This is a genomic window from Rhizobium sp. J15, assembly GCF_002531825.1.
In the GTDB taxonomy this organism is placed as follows: domain Bacteria; phylum Pseudomonadota; class Alphaproteobacteria; order Rhizobiales; family Rhizobiaceae; genus Rhizobium.
In genome coordinates, this window is the sequence record NZ_NWSX01000022.1 from 1 (window position 1) to 22,619 (window position 22,619).

Consider the following 22,619-nt stretch of genomic DNA (forward strand, 5'->3'; position numbering starts at 1 on the left):
GTTTTTGAAAAATGCTTCGAAATCCATCATATGCTCCTCGTTGCACGGCCAAGCGATACATCGGGGCAGCGCGCCGGTATTTGATCTTCGTCAAGTTCGAGGCAAGTCGTGCCTTCGGACTCGTTGACAAGGATCAATCCGCGATGGATTGTTTTGCGGTAAGCCGGCCTCATGGACACGCTTCTCCACCTCAAAAACAAGATCGCCGGCCGCCGGGTAGGCTAACCTCCTCGGACGGGTCGGGGTTTCCGTGTCAAACAGGGAAGTTGACAGATGGCTTGCTCGGCCCTGGCGGATCAAGCAAGCCTCCTCGCCATTCCGCCGCGATGACAGCGCGTCAATGCGACAACGTCTTCAATCCTGGCTAGGAACAGGCGATACGAGCAGGCGATCCTTATAGCCGGCAATCCCGCCAAGACCTTCGACGAGAACCTTGATCGCCCTGCGCTTGAGTTCCGACTCCACCTGGCCGTCAACCGTCACCTGCCCGTTCCGGACCGATACCTGCACCTTTTGCGGCGTGAGGCCGAGATCGGATCTCAGGCGGGTGCGCACCGCGAGCCGGATCGCCTCGTCGCCGCGCGGCAGGACGGTCGCCGGCGCCTCGGCGATGACACGCAGGATATCCCTGCGGCTGACGATCCCGACCAGGCGCTCGTCTTCGACGATCGGCAGCCGTTTGATGCGGTGGACCTGCAGGCTTTCGGCGATATCGGAAACTTCGCTGTCCGGCCGCGCGACGATGACGTCCTGGGACATGACGTCCGCGACGCACCATCCGTTGCTGCCGATATAACGTTCGAGATCGATCTCGGAGATCAGTTCCGGTGCGCGCGCCGCGCGGGGAGCAAACCGAACCTCCCGGCGCAGGAGCAGATCGCCTTCCGTGACCATGCCGCAGATGCGGCCGTGATCGTCAACGACGGGAAGGCCGCTGACGTGGTTCTGCAACATCATCGCGACCGCATGGCGCACGCTGACATCAGGGCTGATCGAGACCACTTTCGCGGTCATTATATCCCTTGCTTGCATGGTCGCTGCCTCACTGTTCATGATTATCGTGAGGAACATGCTAGAGACCGGCCGGCCATACCGCTTTGATCTTCGTCAAACTCTGCACCGCCGCACATCTCGATCCGGCACGGATGAGACCCGTCATTGCGCCGCCTTCGCCTCTTGCCGTTCTGCGCCCTCGCCTTCCTCCCACAGCCCCTGGGACTTCAGCCGATCGGCGACGTCCTTGGGCATATAGGTCTCGTCATGCTTGGCGAGCACGGCATCGGCGACGAAGACATTCGTTCCCGATGAAAACATGCCTTCGGTGACGACGCCTTGGCCTTCGCGGAAGAGATCGGGAAGAATGCCGGTATATTTGACCTTCACCGCATTGGCGCTGCCGTCGGTGACAGCAAATTCCACCGTCGAGCCGGCGCCGCGCACGACGCTGCCTTCACCGACCAGGCCGCCGAGCCGGATGCGGGTTTCCGGCGCCACCGGCGTCTTCGCCAGATCCGCCGGCATGTAGAAATAGGCCACAGACTGGCTGAAGGCGAACATCACCAACAGCACCGCTGCAATGATGAAACCCATCCCCCGCCACCGATCACGGCAAGGCGCTTCTGCTTGCGGGTCATCTTGAATCTCCTGCAGCTCTCGGCGTCAGCATGCCTTCCGCAGCAGATCGACGCTGTCGACTAGGACGACCTTGCCTTTGACTTCGACCCCCGCAGGAGCGAGAGCGGCGAAGGCCCGCGAAAGGGCTTCGGGGGCAAGCCCCAGTTTGCCGGCCAGAATTCTCTTCCGGTACGGCAGGCGAAACGTGACCTGCGAGGCTGAGGCCGGGCATCGGCTCACGAGGTAATTCGCAACCCGCTGCGCGGCGGTGTGCAGCCGGTCTCCGGCAATGCAATCCATGGCGCCGAGCAGATGCCGGGCCATGATGCGCATGACATTGCGGTGCATGACGGGGTGCCGGTCGGCAAGCGCGCGCAAGGCCGAAAGTTCGAACAACACGACCTCCGCCCCATCGGCGGACCAGGCGCTATAGGCGTAGGCGGCGCCGCCCGACAGAAGATACTCGCCGAAAGTATCGCCCGGCTCGCAGACGCAGATATCCGCCTCGCGCCCGGCGGATTCCGATTTCGAGAGCCGAACGAATCCGCTGACGACGCAGTAGACGAACGACGCCGGCTGCCCCTCGGTAATGATCCGCTCGTCGGGTGCGAAACTTCGGAACTGAGCCGTCGCAATGAGCCGCCCCGCGGTCGCCTCGTCCAGGCCGGCGAACAGTTCAGACCCTAGAAGTGGAGGATTTTTTGCGAGCATCGACCTTCCTTTCGTAAGGGCTCAAGTGCGGTCAGGTTTTTTCCGATCGGTTTCGTCATCGAGAAGGATTCGCCAGGCGGCTCCCTGAAGGTCGTCATACTGGCCGCTCTTCAGCGACCAGAGGAACGCCAGCAGACCCATGCCTCCCATCAGCAGCGCGATCGGTATGAGATAGATCAGCATGTTCATGCGGCTTTCACCTCCGTGCGTCCGCCGGCCCGGCCCTCGATCCGCGCGCCGGGGCGCTTGCCGAATGCGTTCAGCCTGAGCGCGTTCGTCACCACGATGATCGAAGAGGTCGACATGGCCACGGCCGCAATGAGAGGCGTCGCCAGCCCGGCGAGCGCAATCGGCACCGCCAGAACGTTGTAGCCGATCGCCAGCGCGAAGTTCTGGCGGATGAGGCTGGCCGATCGCCGCGCAACGGCGATCGCCTCCGGAACGGCGTCGAGCCGGTCGTTGAAGAAGACGAGGTCGGCTGCCTGCCGGCCGATGTCGGACGCGGTCGCGGGCGCCATCGAGACATGCGCGGCGGCAAGCGCCGGAGCATCGTTGATACCGTCGCCGACCATGAGGACGCGATGATTTTCGCCGTTCAGCCGCTGGCACTCCTCCACCTTCTGCTTCGGCGTCAGCGCACCCAGAGCCCTGCCGATCCCGAGAGCCTTTGCGGTATTGTCAACGACGGTCTGCCTGTCGCCCGAGACCATCGATGTCTCAAGACCGGCCGCATCGAGCTGGCGGATGGTCTCGACAGCACCGGGGCGGAGCGTGTCGTCGAACAGGAAACGGCCGAGATCGATGCCGTTCCTGGACAGGATCACTTCCGAATACGGACTGTCCGCTGGAGAATTCGCGGAACCGGCTCCGCAGGCGAACGTCGCGTTGCCCAGCCGATAGACATCCGTCCCGTCCCGCGCCTCCAGCCCGCCGCCTGGAATTTCCGAGACGCTGCCGAAGGATGGTATCGAAGCAGGTTCGGTGTCCCGCACCAGGGCCTGAGAGAGAGGATGGCGCGAATGCGCGGCCAATCCGCGGGCAATGGCGGCGGTGCCGTCTTCGGCTGCCTCGATCCCGACGAGGCGCGGTCTGCCCATCGTCAGCGTACCGGTCTTGTCAAAGGCGACGGCGTCGATCTCGGCCAGTCTTTCGAGCGCCGAACCGTCCTTGACCATGATGCCCCGGCGGAAAAGCTCGCCTGCCGCGACCACCTGGACGACCGGTACGGCAAGACCCAATGCGCAGGGGCAAGTGATGATCAGCACCGCGACTGCGACCAGCATGGCCTGTTTCCAGTCGCCGCCGATAAAGCCCCAGGCCAGGAAGGAGACCAGCGCCAGCAAATGCACGACCGGGGAATAGAGCGCTGCGGCACGATCGGCGATCCGGCGGTATCGCGCTCTTCCGCCTTCGGCGGCTTCCATGAGACCGATGATTTCCGCGAGAAGCGAATTTCTGGCAGATTTCGTCGCTCTGAAAACCAGCGAGCCGGTCAGGTTCATCGCGCCGGAATTCACCTCGCTGCCGGCGGCAATCGCGACCGGGCTGCTTTCGCCGGTGACGATAGAAAGGTCCACATCGCTTTCGCCGCTGACGACGATGCCGTCGACCGGGATGCGTTCGCCTGCCGCGATCGCGAGTTCGTCTCCGACGGCGATCTCTTCCACCGCGATATAGCGCCGCGAGCCGTCAGGCATCATCAGCAGCGCCCCGCGCGGGGCGAGCCTTGCGAGCCCGTTGATCGCCGCGCGCGCCTTTTCCCGCATGACATGATCCAGCGTCCTGCCGATCAGCAGGAAGAACAGCAGGGAAACCGTAGCGTCGAACCAGGCATGTTCACCGTGATATGCGGTCTCCCACAGGGAAACGGCATAGGAGAGCGTCACGGCGAGCGAGATCGGAACGTCCATGTTAGTACGCCCGCGCTTCAGCGCATTCCAGGCCGACTTGAAGAAGAAGCGCCCGGCATAGATCAGCGCGGGCGCGGCGATCATCGCCGAGATCCAGTGAAACATGTCGCGCGTTGCGGCATCCGCGCCCGACCAGACCGATACCGAAAGCAGCATGATATTGGCAGCTGCGAAACCCGAGACTCCGATCGCCAGCAGCAGCTGGTTTCTGGTCCTGTCGTTTTCGGGCGCTGCCGGGGTGAAGAGGTGTGCGCGATAGCCCGCCGAATTGATCGCCGCGAGGATTTCCGATGGATCGGCCGCACGATCCTCGATCTCCTCCTGATAGATGCAGCTCACCCTTCTGGCGGTCAGATTGACCCGCGCCTTCCTGACGAAAGCAAGCGCCGAGAGCGCCTTTTCGATGGCAGAGATGCAGGCGCCGCAGTGAATGTCGGGAACGCTGAGGTCGAGCTGGCGCAATCCTCCGCCGAGCGGATGGCTGGCGAGGCGGGCCTCCTCGGCGGTGGATGATGTCGCGCTCAGCGCGAGCACGCTTTCGGTGTCCATGGAGCAGCAGGTCATCGGCCGAACTCCGCGGTATCGATGCGCTTGGCCTCATGCATGACGACGGCGCCGCCTCTTTTCGAGGTTATCTCGACGATCCAGTCGCCTGCGGCGATCTCGTGTTCTGCTTCGAACCGTCCCTCGCCTGTCTTCCGCAGCGTGAGATGAAAGTCTTCGTGGTCTCCGACCGGCCTTTTGAAATTCACGACGACATCGTCGACGGCCGCCGGGGCGCCGTTTTTGTCATGGAGGTCGTAGCGGATCTCGCGTCCCTCGATCGACAGGGCGCCGCCTATGCCGGACTCGGCCATCGCCTTCATCGCCGCCGCCTTGCCGTTGAATTCCTGGCTGGCGACATAGGTGTTTTGCACGACCAGGCCGCTCCAGCTGGAAGAGGCATAGACGGCCATGGTGACGTTGACGGCGATCACCACGGCGAAGAATGCCGAGGTCGCAAGCAGCATGTGCAGGCCCGTAAAACCGCGTGCCGAAGCCTTCATTTCACCTCTCCCGGTGCATTGAACGCCGCACGATAGCTTGCCCGATCGGCATGATCGGCATCTTCGGCGACGAACAGGAATTCATTGATTGCGGCTCCGTCAGGCTTGTGGGTGACGAAGACCTTGAGCGTCGTGGCCGCGTCGGGTTCGGCATGGACGGTGAAGCTGCGGCCGTCTTCCTTGCCGAACTCGGGAATACGCATGGTCGCGCCGTCCAGGCCGACCAGCGTGATCGTCACCTCTCTCGGCGCCGGCACCATGTTCAGGACGCGGAGCGTATAGCCGTTGCGGATCGAACCATCGCTCTCCAGCACGTATTGGGGGTTCCGATCGTGAACGACGTTGAGTTCCAGCCGCTCCCGGAAGGCAAGATGAACGACCATGGCGACGCCGATCAAAACCCAGACAACGGCGTAAAAGACGATTCTGGGACGGAAGATGATGCGCCAGTCGAAATGCCGGACCGCCGGGACGAAGCTTCCATCCTCGTTCCGGACCTTGGACGGCTGGATGGCCGTGCGCCCGCCGTCCGTCGCGAGCGACATGTTGCTCGAATATTCGCTGAGTGTGGCGTAGGCGATCAGGCCGCGCGGCTTGCCGAGCTTGTCCATCACGCCGTCGCAGGCGTCGATGCAGAGCGCGCATGTGATGCACTCCATCTGCTGCCCGTCGCGTATGTCGATTCCCATCGGACAGACGGCCACGCAGGCGTTGCAATCGACGCAGTCGCCGATCGGCAGGCCCTGGGCCTGCGCCTTCTTCGTGTGCCGCGAGCGCTGCTCGCCCCGCCAGTCATTGTAGGTCACGACGAGGGAATTCTCGTCGAGCATGGCGCCCTGAATGCGCGGCCAGGGGCACATATAGGTGCAGACCTGCTCGCGCATCAGGCCGCCAAGCAGATAGGTCGTGGCGGTCAGGATGGCGACCGTGGCGTAAGCGGCGGCCGGAGCAGCGCCGGTGAAAAGCGAGATAGCGAGGCTCGGCGCGTCGGCGAAATAGAAGATCCAGGCGCCGCCCGTCGCGATGCCGATCAGGATCCAGATCGAATGTTTGAGAATGCGCTTTCTCAGCTTGTCGAAGCCGAAGGGAGCGGCATCCAGTTTCATCCGCGCGTTCCTGTCGCCTTCGATCGCGCGCTCGACGACGAGGAAGAGATCGACCCAGACGGTCTGCGGACAGGCGTAACCGCACCATGCGCGGCCCACCGCCGCGGTGACCAGAAACAGGCCGAATCCCGCCATGACGAGCAGACCGGCGACGTAATAAAACTCCTGCGGCCAGATTTCGATGAAGAAAAAGAAGAAACGCCGCGAGGAGAGATCGACGAGGATTGCCTGGTCGGGCGCATAGGGACCGCGATCCCAGCGAATCCACGGCGCGAGATAGTAGATGCCGAGCGTGATCAGCATCACGATCCACTTGAACCGGCGAAACCGCCCCTCGGCGCGTTTGGGAAAAATCTTCTTGCGCGGCGCGTAGAGAGGCTGCCGGTTGCGGCGGGCGTTGACAGGCTCGACGCTGACCCGCTCGATGTCATTGGGATCTGGGGCAGTATAGAGATTCATGGCTCTGTCCGATGTTCACCCTGCCCTTCTCCCATCTGCGAGGCATCAGTTCCTTGATGCAGATCAAGAAATGCCCAAAAGGCGATCTCGCCGGAAAGCGCTCTCCCGAGAAGGAAAAGGCCACGCCCTGGAGAGAGAAGGGCGTGGCCTGGAGGAACTGCGGGGGAGAAACACCGCTGGGACGTCCTCGACGAGTCTAGGATTAGCGGCTCGTCTGCTTGTGATCTTTGAGGCAGGTCAAACTAACGATCGAATTGCCGATCTTTGCCGGATCGTCCTGCTCGGGCGACGGGGGCATCGTCTTTGCGCGCTCCGATATACGCGATCGGATGATGGCGCGCGGCGTGCCGTAGAGACCGAGGATCGGATTGTGGTCATGATCTGACATGGCTTCCTCCTTACGTTCCGCCGCCGAGCGAATGGACGAAGATCGTCAGCTCCTTGACCGTCGCGTCGCCCAGGCGCCCGGCCCAGGCCGGCATGACGCCATGCTTGGGAGCGGCCACCTGGCGCAGGATGGCGTCTTCGCCGCGCGACTTCAGCCAGATCGCATCCACCAGATCCGGGGCGCCCATGTCCATCTTCCCCTTGGCGTCCTCGCCGTGACATGCGGCGCAGTTGTCGAGGAAGACCTGCTTTCCGGCTTCCGCCAGAGCGGGATCGGAGGGTTTGTTGGTCAGCCCCCAGACATAGGCGGCGACCTGCCTCATCTGGATCGGCTCCAGCACATCGGTGAAGGCCGGCATCTCCGAAGCGTGCGTCTCGGGATCGGAATCGAAGCGGACACCGTGTGCAATCGTCGTCTGGATCGCGTCCAGGTCCCCGCCCCAAAGCCAGTCGTCGTCGTTGAGATTGGGAAAGCCGGGGCCGCCGCTCGCTCCCGAACCGTGACAGGTGGCGCAGTTCACCTTGAACGCGGACGCGCCGCCGGCGATCGCGAATTCACGAAGGGCGGGGTCGGAGGCGATCTCCTGCACCGTCTTCGCCGCGACCAGATCATGCAGCTTCATCTGGGAGGCCTTGGCCTGATCCAGGTCCTGCTGCAATTCGGCGCGCGTGGAGTAGCCGAGATAGCCTTTCGTGGCGGAGGTGATCATCGGGATGGCGGGATAGGCGATCGCATAGCCCACGGCCCAGAGGATGGTGGCGTAGAAGGTCCACACCCACCAGCGGGGCATGGGATTGTTGAGTTCGCGGATGCCGTCCCATTCATGTCCTGTCGTTTCGACGCCGCTCACTTCATCGATGTGTTTTTCCGACATCTCAATCATCCTTCAACGGAATATCGGCGGCCTCCTGGGCCGTCTGCTTGCTGCCCGGGCGAAGCGTGAACAGCACCGCGCCGACGAAAAAGGCCGCCATGGCCAGAAGGCCCCAGCTGTCGGCAAAGTGTCTCATTGCAGTGTAGGTTTCCATGGATCACCTCAGCGGTAGCCGGTCGCATCGTCGTAGGTCGAGAAATCGACCAGCGTGCCGAGCATTTGAAGGTAGGACACCAGAGCGTCCATTTCGGTCAGCCGGGCGGGATCGCCGTCGAAATCGCCGACCTTCGCCTTCGGATAGCGCGCAAGCAGGGCCGTCGTGTCGGCGTTGGGATCGGCCTGCGCCTTCATGTCGGCCTCGGCATTGGCCAGCATGTCGTCGTTATAGGGAACGCCGACGTTCTCATTGGCCCTGAGGTCCATGCCGACATCCTTGACCGTCACTTCGTGCTCCCTGAGGAAGGCGTAGCTCGGCATGATCGATTCCGGCACCACCGCCCGCGGCTCCGCAAGATGCTGAACGTGCCATTCGTTCGAGTAGCGGCCGCCGACGCGGGCAAGGTCCGGCCCGGTGCGCTTAGATCCCCACTGGAACGGATGGTCGTACATGGACTCGGCTGCGAGCGAATAGTGGCCGTAACGCTCCACCTCGTCGCGGAAAGGCCGGATCATCTGGCTGTGGCAGACATAGCAGCCTTCGCGGATGTAGATGTTGCGCCCGGCGAGTTCCAGCGGCGTATAGGGCCGCATGCCTTCCACCTTCTCGATCGTGTTCTGCAGATAGAACAGCGGGGCGATCTCGACGATGCCGCCGATGCTGACGACGAGCAGCGAGCCGACGAGCAGAAGCGTCGCGTTCTTTTCGAGGATCTGATGTTTATCAAGTATCGATGCCATGTCTCACCTCATTCGGCGGGCTGTGCCTGGGGCACGAAAGTTGTCGGGATTGCCGCTTCGTCACGCAGCCGGCCGCGGATCGTCATGAACACGTTCCAGGCCATGACCAGGCCGCCTGCGAGGTAGAGCGCTCCGCCGACGGCGCGCAGCACGTAGTAAGGAATCATCGCCGCGACCGTTTCCGCGAAGGAGTAGACGAGGAAGCCCTGGGAATTGTATTCGCGCCACATCAGCCCCTGCTGGATGCCGGCGACCCAAAGCACGGCGGCGTAGACGACGATTCCGAGGGTGGCGAGCCAGAAGTGCCAGTTGACCATCCGCAGGCTATAGAGACGCTCGCGTCCCCACAGCTTCGGCGTCAGGTAATAGACCGCGCCGAAGGTGATCATTCCCACCCAGCCGAGCGCGCCCGAGTGCACGTGGCCGATCGTCCATTCGGTATAATGGCTGAGCGAGTTCACGGCTTTCACCGACATCATCGGGCCTTCGAAGGTCGACATGCCGTAGAAGGCGATGGCGACGATCATCATGCGGATGATGGGATCGGTGCGGATCTTGTCCCAGGCGCCCGAAAGGGTCATGAGGCCGTTGATCATGCCGCCCCAGGAAGGCATCCACAGCATGACCGAGAAGACCATGCCGAGCGTCTGCGCCCAATCGGGCAGCGCGGTATAGTGCAGGTGATGCGGGCCGGCCCAGATATACATGAAGATCAGGGCCCAGAAGTGGATGATCGAAAGCCGGTAGGAATAGACCGGCCGGTTGGCCTGCTTCGGCACGAAATAGTACATCATGCCCAGGAAGCCGGCGGTCAGGAAAAAGCCGACGGCGTTGTGGCCGTACCACCATTGGGTCAGCGCATCCTGGACGCCCGAGAAGAGGGAATAGCTCTTCGAACCGAGGAAAGAGGCGGGAACTGCCAGGTTGTTGACCACGTGCAGCATCGCGATGGTGACGATGAAGCCGAGATAGAACCAGTTCGCCACATAGATATGCGGTTCTTTGCGCTTCAGGATCGTGCCGAGATAGACGGCGAGATAGGCGACCCAGACAACGGTCAGCCAGAGGTCGACATACCATTCGGGCTCGGCATATTCGCGGGCCTGGGTGATGCCGAGGACATACCCGGTCGCAGCCATGACGATGAAGAGCTGGTAGCCCCAGAAGACGAACCAGGCGAGGCTGCCGCCGAAGAGGCGGGCACGACAGGTGCGCTGCACCACGTAGAACGACGTCATGATCAGCGCGTTGCCGCCGAAGGCGAAGATGACCGCGGAGGTGTGAACTGGCCGCAGCCTGCCGAAATTGAGATAGGGCGCGATGTTGAGGTCGGGGAAGGCGAGCTGCAGCGCCACCACGACGCCGACGAGGAAGCCGACCACACCCCAGAACACGGTGGCGATCAGGCCGTAGCGGATCACCTCATCGAAATAGCCGGAGGTGTCCAAGTTCCGCTGACGATCCGCCGGCGCGAAATCGACGTTCCTGACCAGCAGCACCGTTCCCACCAAAAGGCAGAAGCTCAGTATGCCCATATGGACCGCAAAGAGATGATCGTGCGCGAATGCGGCTCCCAGCAGCGCGAGAAACGCCGCGACCGCGACCACCATCGTTTCCGTCGTGTAATTCATGATGTCGTCCCCAGTGCACAGACGACCGCCTCGCGGCCGGCTTTCGTACTTCGGGGCAGGACTGTCATGAAGCCGGGATCGGCTCCTTGATCTACATCAAACGAGAGCTCCAAGGCGGGCGCGGATCGCCGCCGTTACACACTGTTACAAACTTTCACCCTTTGGCACCGTCCGCTCATTCCCATGTGACGCAGCGGCCTTCTTATGCAGTCACTGCAACGAGGGACAAGACGATGCTGATGCAGAGCAACCATGCGTTCGAAAATGCCGAGAAGACGAGCCAGGCGATCCACGCCGGCCCATCCCTGTCATCGCTTTTCCTGATGTCGGCAACGGAGATCGTTCCCGCCGGAAAAGCGATCTGCTGGGAGGGCGACAGCGCGCAGCACCTCTTCCAGGTTGAGGAAGGCGTCGTCCGCCTCCATCGAATCATCGGCGAAGGCCGGCGCGTGATCACGGCGTTTCATTTCGCCGGCGATCTCATCGGCGCATCGCTGCAAAACGACTTCCTGTTCACCGCGGAAGCCGTCACCGAATGCAAGATCCGCCGCATTTCGCGGAAAAGCTTTCACGAAGAGGTCGCCCGCTCGGATGCTCTCGGGCCGGCCTATATCTCCCTGCTTTGCCAGGAGGCAGCCGCCGCCCACGAACAGATGGTGCTCCTGTCGAAGAAGAATGCCGAGGAGCGCCTGTGCAGCTTCATCGTCAAGCTTGCCTCTCGCCGCAATCCCCAGCCCCGACCGGGCCTGCTGCGCGTGCCGATGAACCGGCAGGACATTGCGGACCATCTTGGGCTGACCATCGAAACCGTGTCTCGCACCATCACCAAGCTCGCATCGCGAAACATCGTCAGCCCGGAAGGCCGGCACGACCTGCGCATCGTCAATCTCGCCCGCCTCAAGCAGCTGTCCGGCGACGCTGATGATTTTTCGAAGGAAACCTGTCATAGGGTCAACCTGCATTGATGCAACAAGCCGCAGGACCGACGTTCATGCCCCATCGCCTCGTCTCGCCGAGAACCGCATCGCAGCAGGAGCTGGATGCAATGGTGCATGTGCTCGATGGAGCCGACATTCTCGTCCACCGCTTCGATGGAACAATCACGCACTGGTCCATCGGCTGCGAGAACATGTATGGCTGGGCTAGGGAAGAGGCGGTCGGCGAGCAGGTCTACGAGTTGCTGGCGACGAAATTTCCCGAACCGGCGGAAAACATCCGCGACCAGCTGAAATCGCGCGGCTTCTGGCAAGGCGAAATCATTCATCGCCACAAGAGCGGACACGACATTCATGTCGCCTCCCGCTGCGTGCTGGTCAATCTGCCCGACGGCGAACTTGCCGTCATCCAGACGAACAGCGACGTCTCAGCACTGAGACGGGCTCAGGAAGCGGTCAAATCCCGCGAGGCTCATCTCAGTTCGATCCTCGATACCGTCCCTGATGCGATGGTGGTGATCGACCATAAGGGAATGGTGCTGTCATTCAGCAAGGCGGCCGAGAAACTCTTCGGAATGCCTGCTGAGCAGATCTGCGGCCGCAACGTCAGCAATCTGATGCCGAATCCCTATCGCGACGCTCACGACGGCTATATCGACCATTATCTCGACACGGGCGAGAAACGCATCATCGGCTACGGACGCGTTGTGACGGGACAGCGGGCCGACGGCTCGCAATTTCCCATGGAACTGCATGTCGGCGAGGCGACCGCCAACGGCGAGCGGATCTTCACCGGTTTCGTCCGGGATCTGACGAGCCGTTTCAGGATCGAAGAGGATCTTCGCCAGGCGCAGAAGATGGAGGCGATCGGCCAGCTGACCGGAGGCCTCGCGCATGACTTCAACAATCTGCTGACCGTCATCAGCGGCAATCTGGAAATGATCGAGGACAAGCTGCCGCCCGGCAGCCTCCGCGACATACTCAAGGAAGCCCAGTCCGCAGCACAGGACGGCGCGGTGCTGACGGGCCAGCTGCTCGCCTTCGGCCGGCGTCAGCCGTTGAATCCGAAGCATGCGGATCTCGGCCAGCTCCTCGGCGGCTTCTCCGACCTGCTCCGACGCACGCTCGGCGAGAACATCAAGCTGTCGACCGTCATCGACGGATCGGGCCTCGATGTCCTCGTCGACAGCTCGCAGCTTCAGAACGCGATTCTGAACATCGCCCTGAATGCAAGGGATGCCATGCCGAAGGGCGGCAGTCTCACGACCACGATTTCGCGGGTCCATCTCGATGCCGATTATGCGAAAATGTACCCGGAGGTGCGTAGCGGCAACTTCGTGCTCGTCACCATGACGGATACCGGCACGGGCATGACCGAGGAGGTCAAGAAGCGCGCGATCGAACCGTTTTTCACCACCAAGGAAGTCGGCTCGGGCACGGGGCTCGGCCTCAGCATGGTCTATGGTTTCGTCAAGCAATCGGGCGGGCATCTCCAGCTTTACAGCGAGGTGGAACGCGGCACGACGGTCAGGATCTATCTGCCGGCTGTCAATGGGGCGAAGCCTCCGGAGTCGGCGCCGGATCAGGGTAGTGGCGAGAGCCAATTGCCGCGCGGGGACGAAACGGTGCTCGTCGTCGAGGACGACGCTCGCGTCCGCCGCGTGGCCGTCGCCAGGCTCGCTTCGATGGGCTATACGGTGCGCGAAGCCGAAAACGGCCATCGTGCTCTCGATCTCCTGAAGGAGAATCCCGACATCGCACTCCTGTTCACCGACATCGTCATGCCCGGCGGCATCACCGGCGACGAACTCGCGCGCGAGGTGCGGCTTTTGCGGCCCGACATCGCGGTCCTGTTCACTTCGGGATATTCCGAGCCGGGCGTTGCGGGCAAGGGCATCGTCCCCGGCGCACAGTGGCTGTGCAAGCCCTATACGGCAAGGGACCTGGCAGTGAAGATCCGCGAGCTTCTCGACGCCATGTAACCTGCCTTACAGCTATCTCGTATTTCGCGCTGACGTTCAGCCAAGTTACGCTGCCCATGCGAGGCAGCGTATCTCGTTCAGCGTCACGCAAGCGGCAGAAACCCGAATTGCCGGCTTTTCTTTCGAATTTGACGGGCATCAAAGAAGCCGCATCCGGCATCTCCTAAAGAGGTTCATGAGGCTGATCGAGCCTCGCAGAACAGGAGATTGCAAATGCTGAAATTCGGTCTGATCGCTGCAGCGGCAGCCTTGATTGCCTCGGCAGCGCCGCTGATGGCCGCCGACCACCAGGTTCAGATGCTCAATAAGGGTGCCGACGGCGCGATGGTGTTCGAGCCCGGCTTCCTCAAGATTGCACCCGGCGACACCGTCACTTTCGTTCCCACCGACAAGAGCCACAATGTCGAGACCTTCAAGGGCCTCATTCCGGATGGCGTCGCCGAATTCAAATCCAAGCCGAACGAACAGTATCAGGCGAAATTCGATGCCCCGGGCGCCTATGTGCTGAAATGCACGCCGCATGTCGGCATGGGCATGATTGCCCTGATCCAGGTCGGCGACAGCCCGGCCAATCTCGAAGCGATCAAGACCGCGAAAGTGCCGAACATGGTGCGCAAGCGGCTCGATGCCGATCTCGCGCATATCACCCAATAATGATCGGCCGGTGCGGGCGGGCGCGCTTGCGCGCCATCCCGCATGATTGGAAGGCGGCCTGACGGAATGACGACGAGGGCCGGTTCAACCAAAGCGTCACCTTGCCAAGAAGAGACAACCGACACATCTTCTTGCCTATGAACAAGGCGTCGACGCTCCTGTCCCAGCTTGCCGACCATGCCGAGACGATCCTCTTCGGCAAGGCCATGGAGCAATTCGGTGCGCTTTGCCTGCGGGAAGGACCAGGCGGCAGTTTCGAGGTTCTGCTCATCACGACGCGCGAAACCGGGCGGTGGACCATCCCGAAGGGCTGGCCGATCAAGGGGCTTGCACCGCGTAAGGTAGCCGAGCGCGAGGCCTGGGAAGAGGCAGGAGTGAAGGGACGGGCGAAGAAACGCGCTTTCGGCTGTTTCTCCTATCTCAAGACGCTCCAGGACGGCAGACAGGTGCCGTCCTTCGTGACAGTTCACATCTTGATCGTTCGCCGCACCAAGGCCAATTTCCCGGAGCGCCGAGAGCGCAAGCTCGCCTGGATGCCGCCCCTCGAGGCTGCGTCACTGGTGAACGAGCCGGAATTGAAAAGCCTTTTCCGGCGCGTCGAGCGGCGGGCGCTTCCCGCGAGCCTGCGGCCGAATTTCTAGCGCGGCGCTCTCAAGCCGCTTCCGTCCGCTCGATCGCCGCCTCCAAAAGCGCTGCGGCCTCCATCGTCCGCCGCACCAGGCTGATGATTTCGCGTTCCGACCTGACATGGCCGCGCACCGAGCAGAAGAACGAGCGCAGCTGGTATCCGACCGCTTCCGAGGAGAGCCGGCAGCGCCCCTCCCCCAGGCTTTCCACCGTGACGACCACGTCCCGTGCGGCGCCATGATCGAACAGCCGCCCTGCCCGCCGGCGTTCTTCCGCCTCGGCTTTTTCCCCAGCCTCCATGATCAGGCCGAGCCCGGACGGGATCAGCCGTTCTTCCAGCTCATGCGCCGTCAGCAGCAGCGGAACCAGCCCGCTTGAAATACGGCCGCAAAGGCCCTCGTCTATGTGACATGGCAGAAAATCGGCGATTGCCTGGAGCACGTCGCACCACGACATCAGCTGGTCGTAGCAGCGTTCGAGTTCGATGAAATCGATCGGGATCGGCTTCTTCATCACATTACCTCTGCATGAACGGGCTGGCGGCGAGGCGGAATTGCTTCAGGCCGCCTTGCTGTGCGTGCGCCCATGCGAGCCGAAATAGGCGTCGAATGCCGCCGCGACGGCGCGGACCATGAAGCGCGCCTCCTGGGATACGACGATCCGCTCGCCGCTGACCGTCACGACGCCGTCGGCCACGAGTTCGCCCAGCCGGTCGTTGCGCTCGACGAGGAAGCCCGCGTCGAAACCCGAGCCGCGGCTTACCTTTCCGAGATCGACTTCGAAATCGCACATCAGCCTTTCGATGATCTTCGCCCGAAGCTTGTCCTCTACGCTGAAAAGATACCCCTTGGCCGTCGGCAGCACGCCGGAGGCGACCCGCTCGGCGTAGAGGCCCAGAGGCACGTGGTTCTGCATATAGCCGGTCGGCAGCCGCCCGATCGCGGATGCGCCGAGGCCGATGAGGCTGTCGCAGTCATCCGTGGTATAGCCCTGAAAGTTTCTTCTGAGCGTGCCGCTCTGCGCGGCGAGCGCCAGCTGATCCTCCGGCAGCGCAAAATGATCGAGCCCGACGCGCTGATAGCCGGCTTTCAGAAGCTCCTCGGCAATGGCTTCCGCCTGTTCGTTGCGCTGTTTAGCATCCGGCAGCGAGGCTTCGTCGATCAGGCGCTGATGCTTCTTGAAGGCGGGCACGTGGGCGTATCCGAAAACGGCGAACCGTTCGGGACGCAGCTCCGCGGCCAGGCGGACCGTTTCGACGCAGGATTGCACGGTCTGTTTCGGAAGGCCGTAAATCAGGTCAAAATTGATGCTGGTCACACCTGCCGAACGCAGGCCGACGACCGCCCTTTCCGTCTGCTCGAAGGATTGCAGCCGGTTGATGGCCGCCTGCACGACCGGATCGAAGCTCTGGACGCCGAGGCTTGCGCGATCGACGCCGTTTTCGCCGAGCGCCTCGATCATCGGCGCCGCTAATGTGCGCGGGTCGATCTCGACTGCGACGCTAGCATCGGCCTCGAAAGCGAAGGCGCTCCTGAGCTTTGCCATCAGGTCGGAAAATTCCTGCGGCTTCATGATCGTCGGCGTGCCGCCGCCGAAATGCACGTTCCTGACCGGCACATCGTTGCCGGCGGCGAAGGAGACGAGCTCGATCTCCTCCTTCATCACGTCAAGATAGTCGACGACTGGGGCGTCCTGCCGGGTGATGGTCGTGTGACAGCCGCAGTACCAGCACATCGAACGGCAGAAGGGCACGTGGAGATAGACGGAAACCGGCCCGGCCCTTCCGATATCGGCCAAGCCGCTTGCATAGTCATCCGGCCCGACAGCAGCAGAAAAAGCCGGCGCCGTCGGGTAACTCGTGTAACGCGGAAGCCGCGAATCGCCGTATTTGGCGACCAGATCATCGGACATTGTCACATCCCCATTCAAAAGCAGGATGCTTTATGACCGCCGGCCACGAGGCCTTCCTTGTCCCAGATCAATGATGATGTCTTAGCCAGGGAAATCATCCGGATATTTGTCCGCTGTATCGATGTCCGCCGCTGCCGCCCGCCGAGCGGCATCCCCCCGCTCCGCGCGCCGGCTCCCGGCGACCGTTTGCTGATCGCCAGCGATCGCCTCGGCAGTTGGTCCGGTCGCTGTCTTTGCCTGAACTACCTTGGCTGCGGCCGCTAACGCCGCTTGATCGAGGTCAAAAGCTTCCCGGCGCCGGTATCGTAACGTTGGAGACGAACGCGGCGGCAACCTATGACAGGAGCGATGGAATGCTGTACGAAGTCGTCACAGTAAGCTTGGACGCGAAAGACAAATCCGGCCGTATCGACATGCGCGTCGGCGCCGAATTGAAGACCGTCGTCGTCTCACGGCGCGCATTGCTGTCGATAGCCTCGCCGCCGAGAGCAACCGAGATCCGCCTCCTCCAGCACATCGACACCTTCTGCGAAATCGCCGCGGATCGCCTCCGTTCCAATGAGATGGACGGCACGCTTCTGATCACTGCCAATGACGTCCGCAAATGGCGCCACGCATGGCAGTCACCCGAAGGGCCAGCGGAGCTGCAAGCGGCATCCCAACCCCTACCCGCCTGATGCAGCCGGAGAACTTTTCTCCTTCGGCATCTCTCCAATCTTTCTCGCTGAGGACAACCGTCCGGTTGCTGGTGACACCGGATTGACGGGCGTGTTAAACACGATGTCATTGGAAACGGTCTGTAACGAGCAACGGCTTGACGGATGGATGATGGCAACAGCTCAGCATGACGCGCATCTTCTCGTCGTCGACGACGATCCGCGCATTCGCCAGATGTTGACCCGCTATTTCGAAGAGGAGGGCTACTCGGTCTCTTCCGCCGCCGACGGCGTCGAGATGCGGGTACGGCTGCGCCAGCAGAATTTCGATGCCATCCTGCTCGACCTCGTCCTTCCCGGCGGCACCGATGGCCTTGATCTTGCCCGCGAGATCCGCGCCCAATCCGATGTACCGATCATGATGCTGACGGGCCGCGACGATGTCGTCGACCGGATCGTCGGCCTCGAAGTCGGCGCCGACGATTATATCGCCAAGCCCTTCCATCTCCGGGAGGTCCACGCCCGCCTGAAGTCGATCCTGCGCCGCCGGCAATCTCCGCCGCGCACTGCCGAAGCAGCCGGCGAAGAGATCATCGGCTTCGAGGATTGGAAGCTCAACCTCAGCCGCCGCCAGCTTCTCGATCCGGCCGGCGCGGAGGTCGAGCTGACGACCGGCGAATTCGATATGCTGACGACCTTCGTGCGGCATGCCGGCCGGGTTCTGACCCGCGACGTGCTGATGGACTTGACCAGGGGCCGAAACCTCGAGGCCTTCGACCGGACGATCGACGCCCAGATCGTCCGGCTGCGCCGCAAGATCGAAACCGACCCGAAGAAGCCGCAATTCATCAAGGCCGTGCGCGGCGTCGGCTACGTCTTCACGGCTAGGCTGGACTAACGCCCGATCTTAGCGTCGACCGCCTGCCATGGGCACGTTCCCATCAGGATCGGGCATTGAGGAACCGCTGGCGATCGCCAAAGTTTAGCTTCTTGAAGCCTGCCAGCGGAGATGAGTTCCAGCATCGAAAGACCTGGGCGAACAATATCGACGCCCTGGCGAAGCCAATTTTAGGAATTCAACATGCACCTGGAGACGATAACTTTCGAGCCGAGCGATTGGGTCCCGAACAATCCGCGCCTTCCTGTGCTGCTTTACAGGGGTGTTTTCACCGAGGGCGAACGGTCTGATTTCAAAACTCGCTTCGCGGCGAACGGGTGGACTGATATCTGGACCAACGGCGTGTTCGATTATCAGCATTATCATTCCGGCGCTCATGAAGTGCTGGGAATTGCACGCGGCAGCGCCACCCTGCTGATCGGCGGCCCCGCCGGCCAGGCACTGGAGGTCGCGGCAGGGGATTGCCTGTTGCTGCCCGCGGGGACAGGGCACCAAAACCTCGGCTGCACGGCCGATTTTCAAGTGATCGGCGCCTATCCCAAGGGCCAGCACGCCGACATCCAGACTGCGGCCGCTTCAAGCCAAATGCTGTCGAAAATCTCGTCCGTACCTTTGCCCGATACCGATCCCGTTCAAGGGGCGTCGGAGTTTCTCATCGATAAATGGCAGTAGCTCTGCGCGTTCGGTGCCGGGCATAGTCTTCCGGGCTGTTGCGGCGTTTCAGGTCGCGCTCGCTGAAAAATCAGCCTCAACAGTATCGCAAGCTATATTTCGTAATTCTATATTAAGGGAGCTGATGCAGCAGGAGATTAGGCGGATGCCGGCTGCTGAGAGTTGAGGATACCGAAAAGCTCGGCGTCCGGGCGAAGTGCATGAACACGGAAACCTGCGAGCGCATCAGCGGCATATTCGATGCAACAACAAATCGCTCGGGCCGTGATTTGCCCGATTCAACCTTGCCGGAGATATAAGTTGACGTTCAGATCCGCCGCAATGCACCCCGCCACGAATGCACCCAAGGTTCTGACAGTCGAAGCTATTGTAGAAAATCGCCTTTACGCGCCGGCCTTGAAGGACGCCGCGCTGAAGCTCATTGCCATGCACGATGCCGCGCCTCGCATCGTCCGCTACACCGCGGATATGAAACGATGGCTGCTGACGCAGTCGATTCTGGCCTTTCATTTTCGGCATGTCACCTCGCCGTCGCATCCGAGGCTTACGGCCGCCAATCTGAACGCCTTCATCGCCGACAGCGACATTGTCTCCAGGAACACTGCGTTCGCGCATCTCGCGGAGATGCGCAATTACGGCCTCCTGATCGATACCCATGAACGGGCCGACGGGCGCTCTCGTCCGCTCAAAATTTCCGAAACTGCCGAATCCCTGATACGCGAATGGTTCGACGGGCATTTGAAATCGCTCGACATGCTCGATCAAGGCACGCGCCTCCTACGATCGTCCGCCGATCGGCGATTGCTGTGGTATGCGCAGCCCAGGATGTCCGAGCGCCTCTTCCGCGATCCCGACTGGGCTAACCCTCCGGCAACGGTGGATAGTTTCGTTCGAACGGCTTCCGGCAGCAACATCCTGCACGATCTGATGTCCCGCCTGCCCCCGGAAAAGGAACTGGAGGCGCAGATGTCCATCGGCCCTTTGCGCATCACCGAATTCTTCAAGCGCTATGCGATTTCCCGAACCCATGCGCGGCGCCTTTTCGAGCGTGCCCAGCTGCTTGAAATCTGCGGCTGGGATCTCTCCGGCATGGGTGGTGATTTCTGGCTCGCGGAAGGGCTGATCCGCGATTATCGCCATTGGCAGGCCGTGAAGTTTGCCGCCATCGACGAAGCCTTCGAATGGGCCTACGCGCATTTGTCCGCGACGGCTCCCGAGCAACAACAGGATTGAACTGTTGGCCCGGATCGCAATTTGCGGATTGCGGAGCCCTTTCGGCTGCGGTCCTCAATGCGACAGCAGGACCGGCAGAGTGATGCTGGTCAGCACTGCCTGGGTGGCGCCGCCGAGCACGAATTCGCGCAGGCGCGAATGGCCGAAGCCGCCCATGACGAGAAGATCGGCGCGCACTTCGAAGGCCTTGTTTTGCAGCACCTCTCCAACCGGCTCACCATGCGCACGCACCTGCATCGCTTCCGCCATCACGCCGCTCTTGAGCAGATTCTCGATCAGATAGTCCCCTGTCTCGAATTTGATCAGCTTCTCGTCGATCACCGAAAGCAGATGGACCTTCGATGCCTGTTCGAGGAAGGCTGAGGCATCATGGGCTGCCCGCGCCGCCGCGCGGCTGCCATCCCAGGCGATGGCGACATGGTCCATCCGGCCGCCGAAAGGCGCCGGAGGATAAAGGATGAGCGGCCGCCCGGAGCCGAACAGCACCGCCTCGACGATCGGACGGGAAAAGTCGGCCGATTCCAGAAGCACGAAATCATAGGCGCGCGAGGCTTCCGCCAGCGCTTCGACGACGAAGGGCTCCTCGATCTTGATCCGGCGGCTGCGCACATCGACCGAAGCCGCCTTTGCCTGATCGACGGCGATCTCGGTCAGGACCGAGGCGCGCTTGCGGCTCAGCGCCTCGGCCTCGCGCGCCATCCTCGCCGCGTCGATGATCAGAGACGACAGCGCGTTGGAGACATCGGGAACGGAAATCTCCACCGCACAGACCGTCAGCGTCGCCCGCATATGGTGCGCAAGCGCGACGGCATTGGCGATCATGGTTTCCGAAGTCGCATCCGGATAGGTGAGGAGCGGAAGAAGGATATGCCGTTTCATCTTATTGCCCATGGTAGGAGCCGGGACCTGATATTCCCTACTCTCGCACGCACCCCGGGATCGTGCATTGACATGCCTCAATGAGCGGATCCGCCGCCTGAAACAGGGATGGCGGGCAGAGGTTGATCGGTCTCAATGAACGAACGGCCTGGCCGTGATTGAATCCAGCAAACAAGGAGATCGAAATGCACGGTCGTCGTGTCATAATGTGCGCGCGCAGTTGTGAGCAGGCTGGCGATGCCTGGCTTATCGGATGATGACGTCCTTGATGATGACGGAAGCGTTCCAGCGTCTCAGCCTCGCGCTCGCGATCGGCATTCTCGTCGGGATCGAGCGCGGATGGCGCGAGCGTGAGGCCGCGCCGGGCAAGAGAGTGGCGGGCATTCGCACCTATGGCCTATCGAGTTTCCTCGGTGGTTTCTGCGGTTTCCTGCAGCCGGTCACGGGGCCGGTTCTGCCGACCGCGATTTTCGCGTTCTTCTGCATCACGATCCTCGGCTTCAGCCGCATGCAGGCAGTTCGCGAGGAAGATTACAGCGCGACCGGCGCCATCGCCGCGATCACAGTCTTCGCGCTCGGCTTCGGCGCTGTCGTCGCGGACATGGCGACGACTGCTGCCAGTGCCGTCGCGGTAACGGTGCTTCTGGCGGCGCGGGAGCCGCTGCATGGGTTTCTCCGCAAGCTGACCTGGCTCGAATTCCGGGCGGCGCTGATCCTGCTGACGATGACCGTTATCATTCTTCCCATTCTTCCGAACGAGGCGATCGACCCCTGGCAGACGATCAATCCTTTCGAACTCTGGATGATGACCATCCTGGTGGGAGCCGTTTCGTTTGCCGGCTATGTGATGATCAGGCTCAGCGACGCTAGGGCGGGAATATTGCTGACCGGGGCCTGCGGCGGCATCGTCTCCTCCACGGCGCTGACGCTTTCCTTTGCCCGTCAGTCGACCCAGATGCCTGCCCTCTCGCCATTGCTTTCGGCCGGCGCGATGCTGGCCGGAGCGGTGTCCTTGAGCCGCGTGCTGCTGATCTGCGGCGTCATTGCGCCTGCGGTGCTGGCGGAACTTGCGGCAGCGCTCGGCCCGGCTGCCGCAATTCTCGCCGTAGGCGGCGGCCTCGCCGGATTGACGCGGCATTCCGAGGACGGATCCGAGTTTTTACCGCGCAACCCGCTGGAAGTGATGGTCGTCTTCCGCTTTGCGCTGCTGCTGGCCGCCGTGACCATCGTGACGCGAGCGACCTTGGCCGTCTTCGGAACGCAGTCGCTCATCGCGGTCGCCTTTATCACCGGATTAGGCGATCTCGATGCGATAACGCTCTCCATTGCGAAGCTCTCACCGGCGTCCCTGCCTGCGGATGCGGCCGCGCTGGCGATAGCGGTCGCCGCCTTCGCCAATCTTCTTGCGAAAGCCGGCCTTGCGGCAAGCGCAGGCAGCATCGGCTATGCAGTTCGGCTGGGTCTCGTCAGCGCTATCGCGGCCCTTGCCGGCGCTGCCGGCCTGCTCCTGACGTGATCAGCTGAACGCCCGCGAAT

General features: G+C 62.1%; 23 protein-coding genes and 1 pseudogene. 9 read left to right on the plus strand and 15 right to left on the minus strand.

All coding sequences use genetic code 11. The annotated features are described in order from the left end of the window. Positions 1–354 precede the first annotated feature (354 nt). The 12 genes and pseudogenes from CO670_RS19055 to ccoN form a co-directional block, all read right to left on the minus strand. The gene (locus CO670_RS19055; protein ID WP_097591753.1) at positions 355–1,032 is read right to left on the minus strand and encodes a CBS domain-containing protein; all 678 of its coding nucleotides are present in this window, start codon (positions 1,030–1,032) and stop codon (positions 355–357) included. A 123-nt stretch (positions 1,033–1,155) separates the two neighbouring features. Beyond that, positions 1,156–1,634 (minus strand): annotated as a pseudogene (gene ccmE, locus CO670_RS19060) (cytochrome c maturation protein CcmE). A gap of 25 nt (positions 1,635–1,659) precedes the next feature. Beyond that, the gene (locus CO670_RS19065; protein ID WP_097591678.1) at positions 1,660–2,325 is read right to left on the minus strand and encodes a cyclic nucleotide-binding domain-containing protein; all 666 of its coding nucleotides are present in this window, start codon (positions 2,323–2,325) and stop codon (positions 1,660–1,662) included. Positions 2,326–2,346: 21 nt separating this feature from the next. After that, complete coding sequence (ccoS, locus tag CO670_RS19070; RefSeq protein ID WP_097591679.1) at positions 2,347–2,514, minus strand: cbb3-type cytochrome oxidase assembly protein CcoS; 168 nt, start codon at positions 2,512–2,514, stop codon at positions 2,347–2,349. Next, the gene (locus CO670_RS19075; protein WP_097591680.1) at positions 2,511–4,799 is read right to left on the minus strand and encodes a cation-translocating P-type ATPase; all 2,289 of its coding nucleotides are present in this window, start codon (positions 4,797–4,799) and stop codon (positions 2,511–2,513) included. The genes ccoS and CO670_RS19075 overlap by 4 nt, the downstream gene beginning before the upstream one ends. Continuing rightward, positions 4,796–5,281, minus strand: a complete 486-nt coding sequence (locus CO670_RS19080; RefSeq protein WP_097591681.1) for a FixH family protein — start codon at positions 5,279–5,281, stop codon at positions 4,796–4,798. The genes CO670_RS19075 and CO670_RS19080 overlap by 4 nt, the downstream gene beginning before the upstream one ends. Beyond that, positions 5,278–6,846, minus strand: coding sequence for a cytochrome c oxidase accessory protein CcoG (gene ccoG / locus CO670_RS19085; protein WP_097591682.1), 1,569 nt, complete (start codon positions 6,844–6,846; stop codon positions 5,278–5,280). Before ccoG ends, CO670_RS19080 begins: the two co-directional genes overlap by 4 nt. A gap of 202 nt (positions 6,847–7,048) precedes the next feature. After that, positions 7,049–7,234: a hypothetical protein gene (locus tag CO670_RS19090; protein ID WP_097591683.1), complete on the minus strand. Its 186-nt coding sequence runs from the start codon at positions 7,232–7,234 to the stop codon at positions 7,049–7,051. A gap of 10 nt (positions 7,235–7,244) precedes the next feature. Then, positions 7,245–8,108: a cytochrome-c oxidase, cbb3-type subunit III gene (gene ccoP / locus CO670_RS19095; RefSeq protein WP_097591684.1), complete on the minus strand. Its 864-nt coding sequence runs from the start codon at positions 8,106–8,108 to the stop codon at positions 7,245–7,247. A gap of 1 nt (position 8,109) precedes the next feature. Next, positions 8,110–8,262 (minus strand): cbb3-type cytochrome c oxidase subunit 3, encoded by a 153-nt coding sequence (locus tag CO670_RS19100; RefSeq protein ID WP_077976361.1) that lies wholly within the window; start codon positions 8,260–8,262, stop codon positions 8,110–8,112. 8 nt (positions 8,263–8,270) lie between these two features. Further along, complete coding sequence (gene ccoO / locus CO670_RS19105; RefSeq protein ID WP_097591685.1) at positions 8,271–9,005, minus strand: cytochrome-c oxidase, cbb3-type subunit II; 735 nt, start codon at positions 9,003–9,005, stop codon at positions 8,271–8,273. A gap of 8 nt (positions 9,006–9,013) precedes the next feature. Then, the gene (ccoN, locus tag CO670_RS19110) at positions 9,014–10,636 is read right to left on the minus strand and encodes a cytochrome-c oxidase, cbb3-type subunit I (RefSeq protein WP_097591686.1); all 1,623 of its coding nucleotides are present in this window, start codon (positions 10,634–10,636) and stop codon (positions 9,014–9,016) included. Between the two features lie 233 nt (positions 10,637–10,869). Between ccoN and CO670_RS19115 the strand changes: the two genes are divergently transcribed. From CO670_RS19115 to CO670_RS19130, 4 genes are all read left to right on the plus strand, one after another. Next, the gene (locus CO670_RS19115) at positions 10,870–11,601 is read left to right on the plus strand and encodes a helix-turn-helix domain-containing protein (RefSeq protein WP_097591687.1); all 732 of its coding nucleotides are present in this window, start codon (positions 10,870–10,872) and stop codon (positions 11,599–11,601) included. A gap of 26 nt (positions 11,602–11,627) precedes the next feature. Then, positions 11,628–13,553, plus strand: coding sequence for a PAS domain S-box protein (locus CO670_RS19120; protein ID WP_097591754.1), 1,926 nt, complete (start codon positions 11,628–11,630; stop codon positions 13,551–13,553). Between the two features lie 213 nt (positions 13,554–13,766). After that, complete coding sequence (locus CO670_RS19125) at positions 13,767–14,207, plus strand: pseudoazurin (RefSeq protein WP_097591688.1); 441 nt, start codon at positions 13,767–13,769, stop codon at positions 14,205–14,207. A 137-nt stretch (positions 14,208–14,344) separates the two neighbouring features. Next, entirely contained in the window at positions 14,345–14,848 is a 504-nt protein-coding gene (locus tag CO670_RS19130) for an NUDIX hydrolase (RefSeq protein ID WP_097591689.1), read from the plus strand. Between the two features lie 10 nt (positions 14,849–14,858). On the opposite strand, the gene CO670_RS19135 is transcribed toward CO670_RS19130, so the two are convergent. Further along, positions 14,859–15,347 carry a hypothetical protein gene (locus CO670_RS19135; protein WP_097591690.1) on the minus strand — a complete coding sequence of 163 codons (489 nt, stop codon included), beginning with the start codon at positions 15,345–15,347 and terminating at the stop codon, positions 14,859–14,861. Between the two features lie 45 nt (positions 15,348–15,392). Then, entirely contained in the window at positions 15,393–16,745 is a 1,353-nt protein-coding gene (gene hemN / locus CO670_RS19140; protein WP_097591691.1) for an oxygen-independent coproporphyrinogen III oxidase, read from the minus strand. Positions 16,746–17,098: 353 nt separating this feature from the next. On the opposite strand from hemN, the gene CO670_RS19145 reads away from it, so the two are divergent. The 4 genes from CO670_RS19145 to CO670_RS19160 all read left to right on the plus strand — a co-directional run bounded on the left by CO670_RS19145 (position 17,099) and on the right by CO670_RS19160 (position 20,204). After that, positions 17,099–17,422, plus strand: a complete 324-nt coding sequence (locus CO670_RS19145) for a hypothetical protein (protein ID WP_097591692.1) — start codon at positions 17,099–17,101, stop codon at positions 17,420–17,422. A 151-nt stretch (positions 17,423–17,573) separates the two neighbouring features. Beyond that, on the plus strand, positions 17,574–18,299 hold the full coding sequence (locus tag CO670_RS19150) for a response regulator (RefSeq protein WP_097591755.1): 726 nt from the start codon (positions 17,574–17,576) through the stop codon (positions 18,297–18,299). Positions 18,300–18,482: 183 nt separating this feature from the next. After that, entirely contained in the window at positions 18,483–18,971 is a 489-nt protein-coding gene (locus CO670_RS19155) for a cupin (RefSeq protein ID WP_097591693.1), read from the plus strand. Between the two features lie 300 nt (positions 18,972–19,271). Continuing rightward, positions 19,272–20,204 carry a hypothetical protein gene (locus CO670_RS19160; RefSeq protein ID WP_245425894.1) on the plus strand — a complete coding sequence of 311 codons (933 nt, stop codon included), beginning with the start codon at positions 19,272–19,274 and terminating at the stop codon, positions 20,202–20,204. Positions 20,205–20,258: 54 nt separating this feature from the next. Here the strand turns inward: CO670_RS19160 and CO670_RS19165 are convergent, their stop codons facing one another. Then, positions 20,259–21,083 carry a universal stress protein gene (locus CO670_RS19165; protein ID WP_097591756.1) on the minus strand — a complete coding sequence of 275 codons (825 nt, stop codon included), beginning with the start codon at positions 21,081–21,083 and terminating at the stop codon, positions 20,259–20,261. Between the two features lie 253 nt (positions 21,084–21,336). Between CO670_RS19165 and CO670_RS19170 the strand changes: the two genes are divergently transcribed. Then, positions 21,337–22,599 (plus strand): DUF4010 domain-containing protein, encoded by a 1,263-nt coding sequence (locus tag CO670_RS19170; protein ID WP_097591695.1) that lies wholly within the window; start codon positions 21,337–21,339, stop codon positions 22,597–22,599. Positions 22,600–22,619: the final 20 nt, after the last annotated feature.

Excerpts from the sequence above, each read along its gene's own strand:
- CO670_RS19055 (WP_097591753.1), bottom strand. The coding sequence starts at position 1,032 with ATGCAAGCAAGGGATATAATGACCGCGAAAGTGGTCTCGATCAGCCCT.
- CO670_RS19065 (WP_097591678.1), bottom strand. The coding sequence starts at position 2,325 with ATGCTCGCAAAAAATCCTCCACTTCTAGGGTCTGAACTGTTCGCCGGC.
- ccoS (WP_097591679.1), bottom strand. The coding sequence starts at position 2,514 with ATGAACATGCTGATCTATCTCATACCGATCGCGCTGCTGATGGGAGGC.
- CO670_RS19075 (WP_097591680.1), bottom strand. The coding sequence starts at position 4,799 with ATGACCTGCTGCTCCATGGACACCGAAAGCGTGCTCGCGCTGAGCGCG.
- CO670_RS19080 (WP_097591681.1), bottom strand. The coding sequence starts at position 5,281 with ATGAAGGCTTCGGCACGCGGTTTTACGGGCCTGCACATGCTGCTTGCG.
- ccoG (WP_097591682.1), bottom strand. The coding sequence starts at position 6,846 with ATGAATCTCTATACTGCCCCAGATCCCAATGACATCGAGCGGGTCAGC.
- CO670_RS19090 (WP_097591683.1), bottom strand. The coding sequence starts at position 7,234 with ATGTCAGATCATGACCACAATCCGATCCTCGGTCTCTACGGCACGCCG.
- ccoP (WP_097591684.1), bottom strand. The coding sequence starts at position 8,108 with ATGTCGGAAAAACACATCGATGAAGTGAGCGGCGTCGAAACGACAGGA.
- CO670_RS19100 (WP_077976361.1), bottom strand. The coding sequence starts at position 8,262 with ATGGAAACCTACACTGCAATGAGACACTTTGCCGACAGCTGGGGCCTT.
- ccoO (WP_097591685.1), bottom strand. The coding sequence starts at position 9,005 with ATGGCATCGATACTTGATAAACATCAGATCCTCGAAAAGAACGCGACG.
- ccoN (WP_097591686.1), bottom strand. The coding sequence starts at position 10,636 with ATGAATTACACGACGGAAACGATGGTGGTCGCGGTCGCGGCGTTTCTC.
- CO670_RS19115 (WP_097591687.1), top strand. The coding sequence starts at position 10,870 with ATGCTGATGCAGAGCAACCATGCGTTCGAAAATGCCGAGAAGACGAGC.
- CO670_RS19120 (WP_097591754.1), top strand. The coding sequence starts at position 11,628 with ATGCCCCATCGCCTCGTCTCGCCGAGAACCGCATCGCAGCAGGAGCTG.
- CO670_RS19125 (WP_097591688.1), top strand. The coding sequence starts at position 13,767 with ATGCTGAAATTCGGTCTGATCGCTGCAGCGGCAGCCTTGATTGCCTCG.
- CO670_RS19130 (WP_097591689.1), top strand. The coding sequence starts at position 14,345 with ATGAACAAGGCGTCGACGCTCCTGTCCCAGCTTGCCGACCATGCCGAG.
- CO670_RS19135 (WP_097591690.1), bottom strand. The coding sequence starts at position 15,347 with ATGAAGAAGCCGATCCCGATCGATTTCATCGAACTCGAACGCTGCTAC.
- hemN (WP_097591691.1), bottom strand. The coding sequence starts at position 16,745 with ATGTCCGATGATCTGGTCGCCAAATACGGCGATTCGCGGCTTCCGCGT.
- CO670_RS19145 (WP_097591692.1), top strand. The coding sequence starts at position 17,099 with ATGCTGTACGAAGTCGTCACAGTAAGCTTGGACGCGAAAGACAAATCC.
- CO670_RS19150 (WP_097591755.1), top strand. The coding sequence starts at position 17,574 with ATGGCAACAGCTCAGCATGACGCGCATCTTCTCGTCGTCGACGACGAT.
- CO670_RS19155 (WP_097591693.1), top strand. The coding sequence starts at position 18,483 with ATGCACCTGGAGACGATAACTTTCGAGCCGAGCGATTGGGTCCCGAAC.
- CO670_RS19165 (WP_097591756.1), bottom strand. The coding sequence starts at position 21,083 with ATGAAACGGCATATCCTTCTTCCGCTCCTCACCTATCCGGATGCGACT.
- CO670_RS19170 (WP_097591695.1), top strand. The coding sequence starts at position 21,337 with ATGATGACGTCCTTGATGATGACGGAAGCGTTCCAGCGTCTCAGCCTC.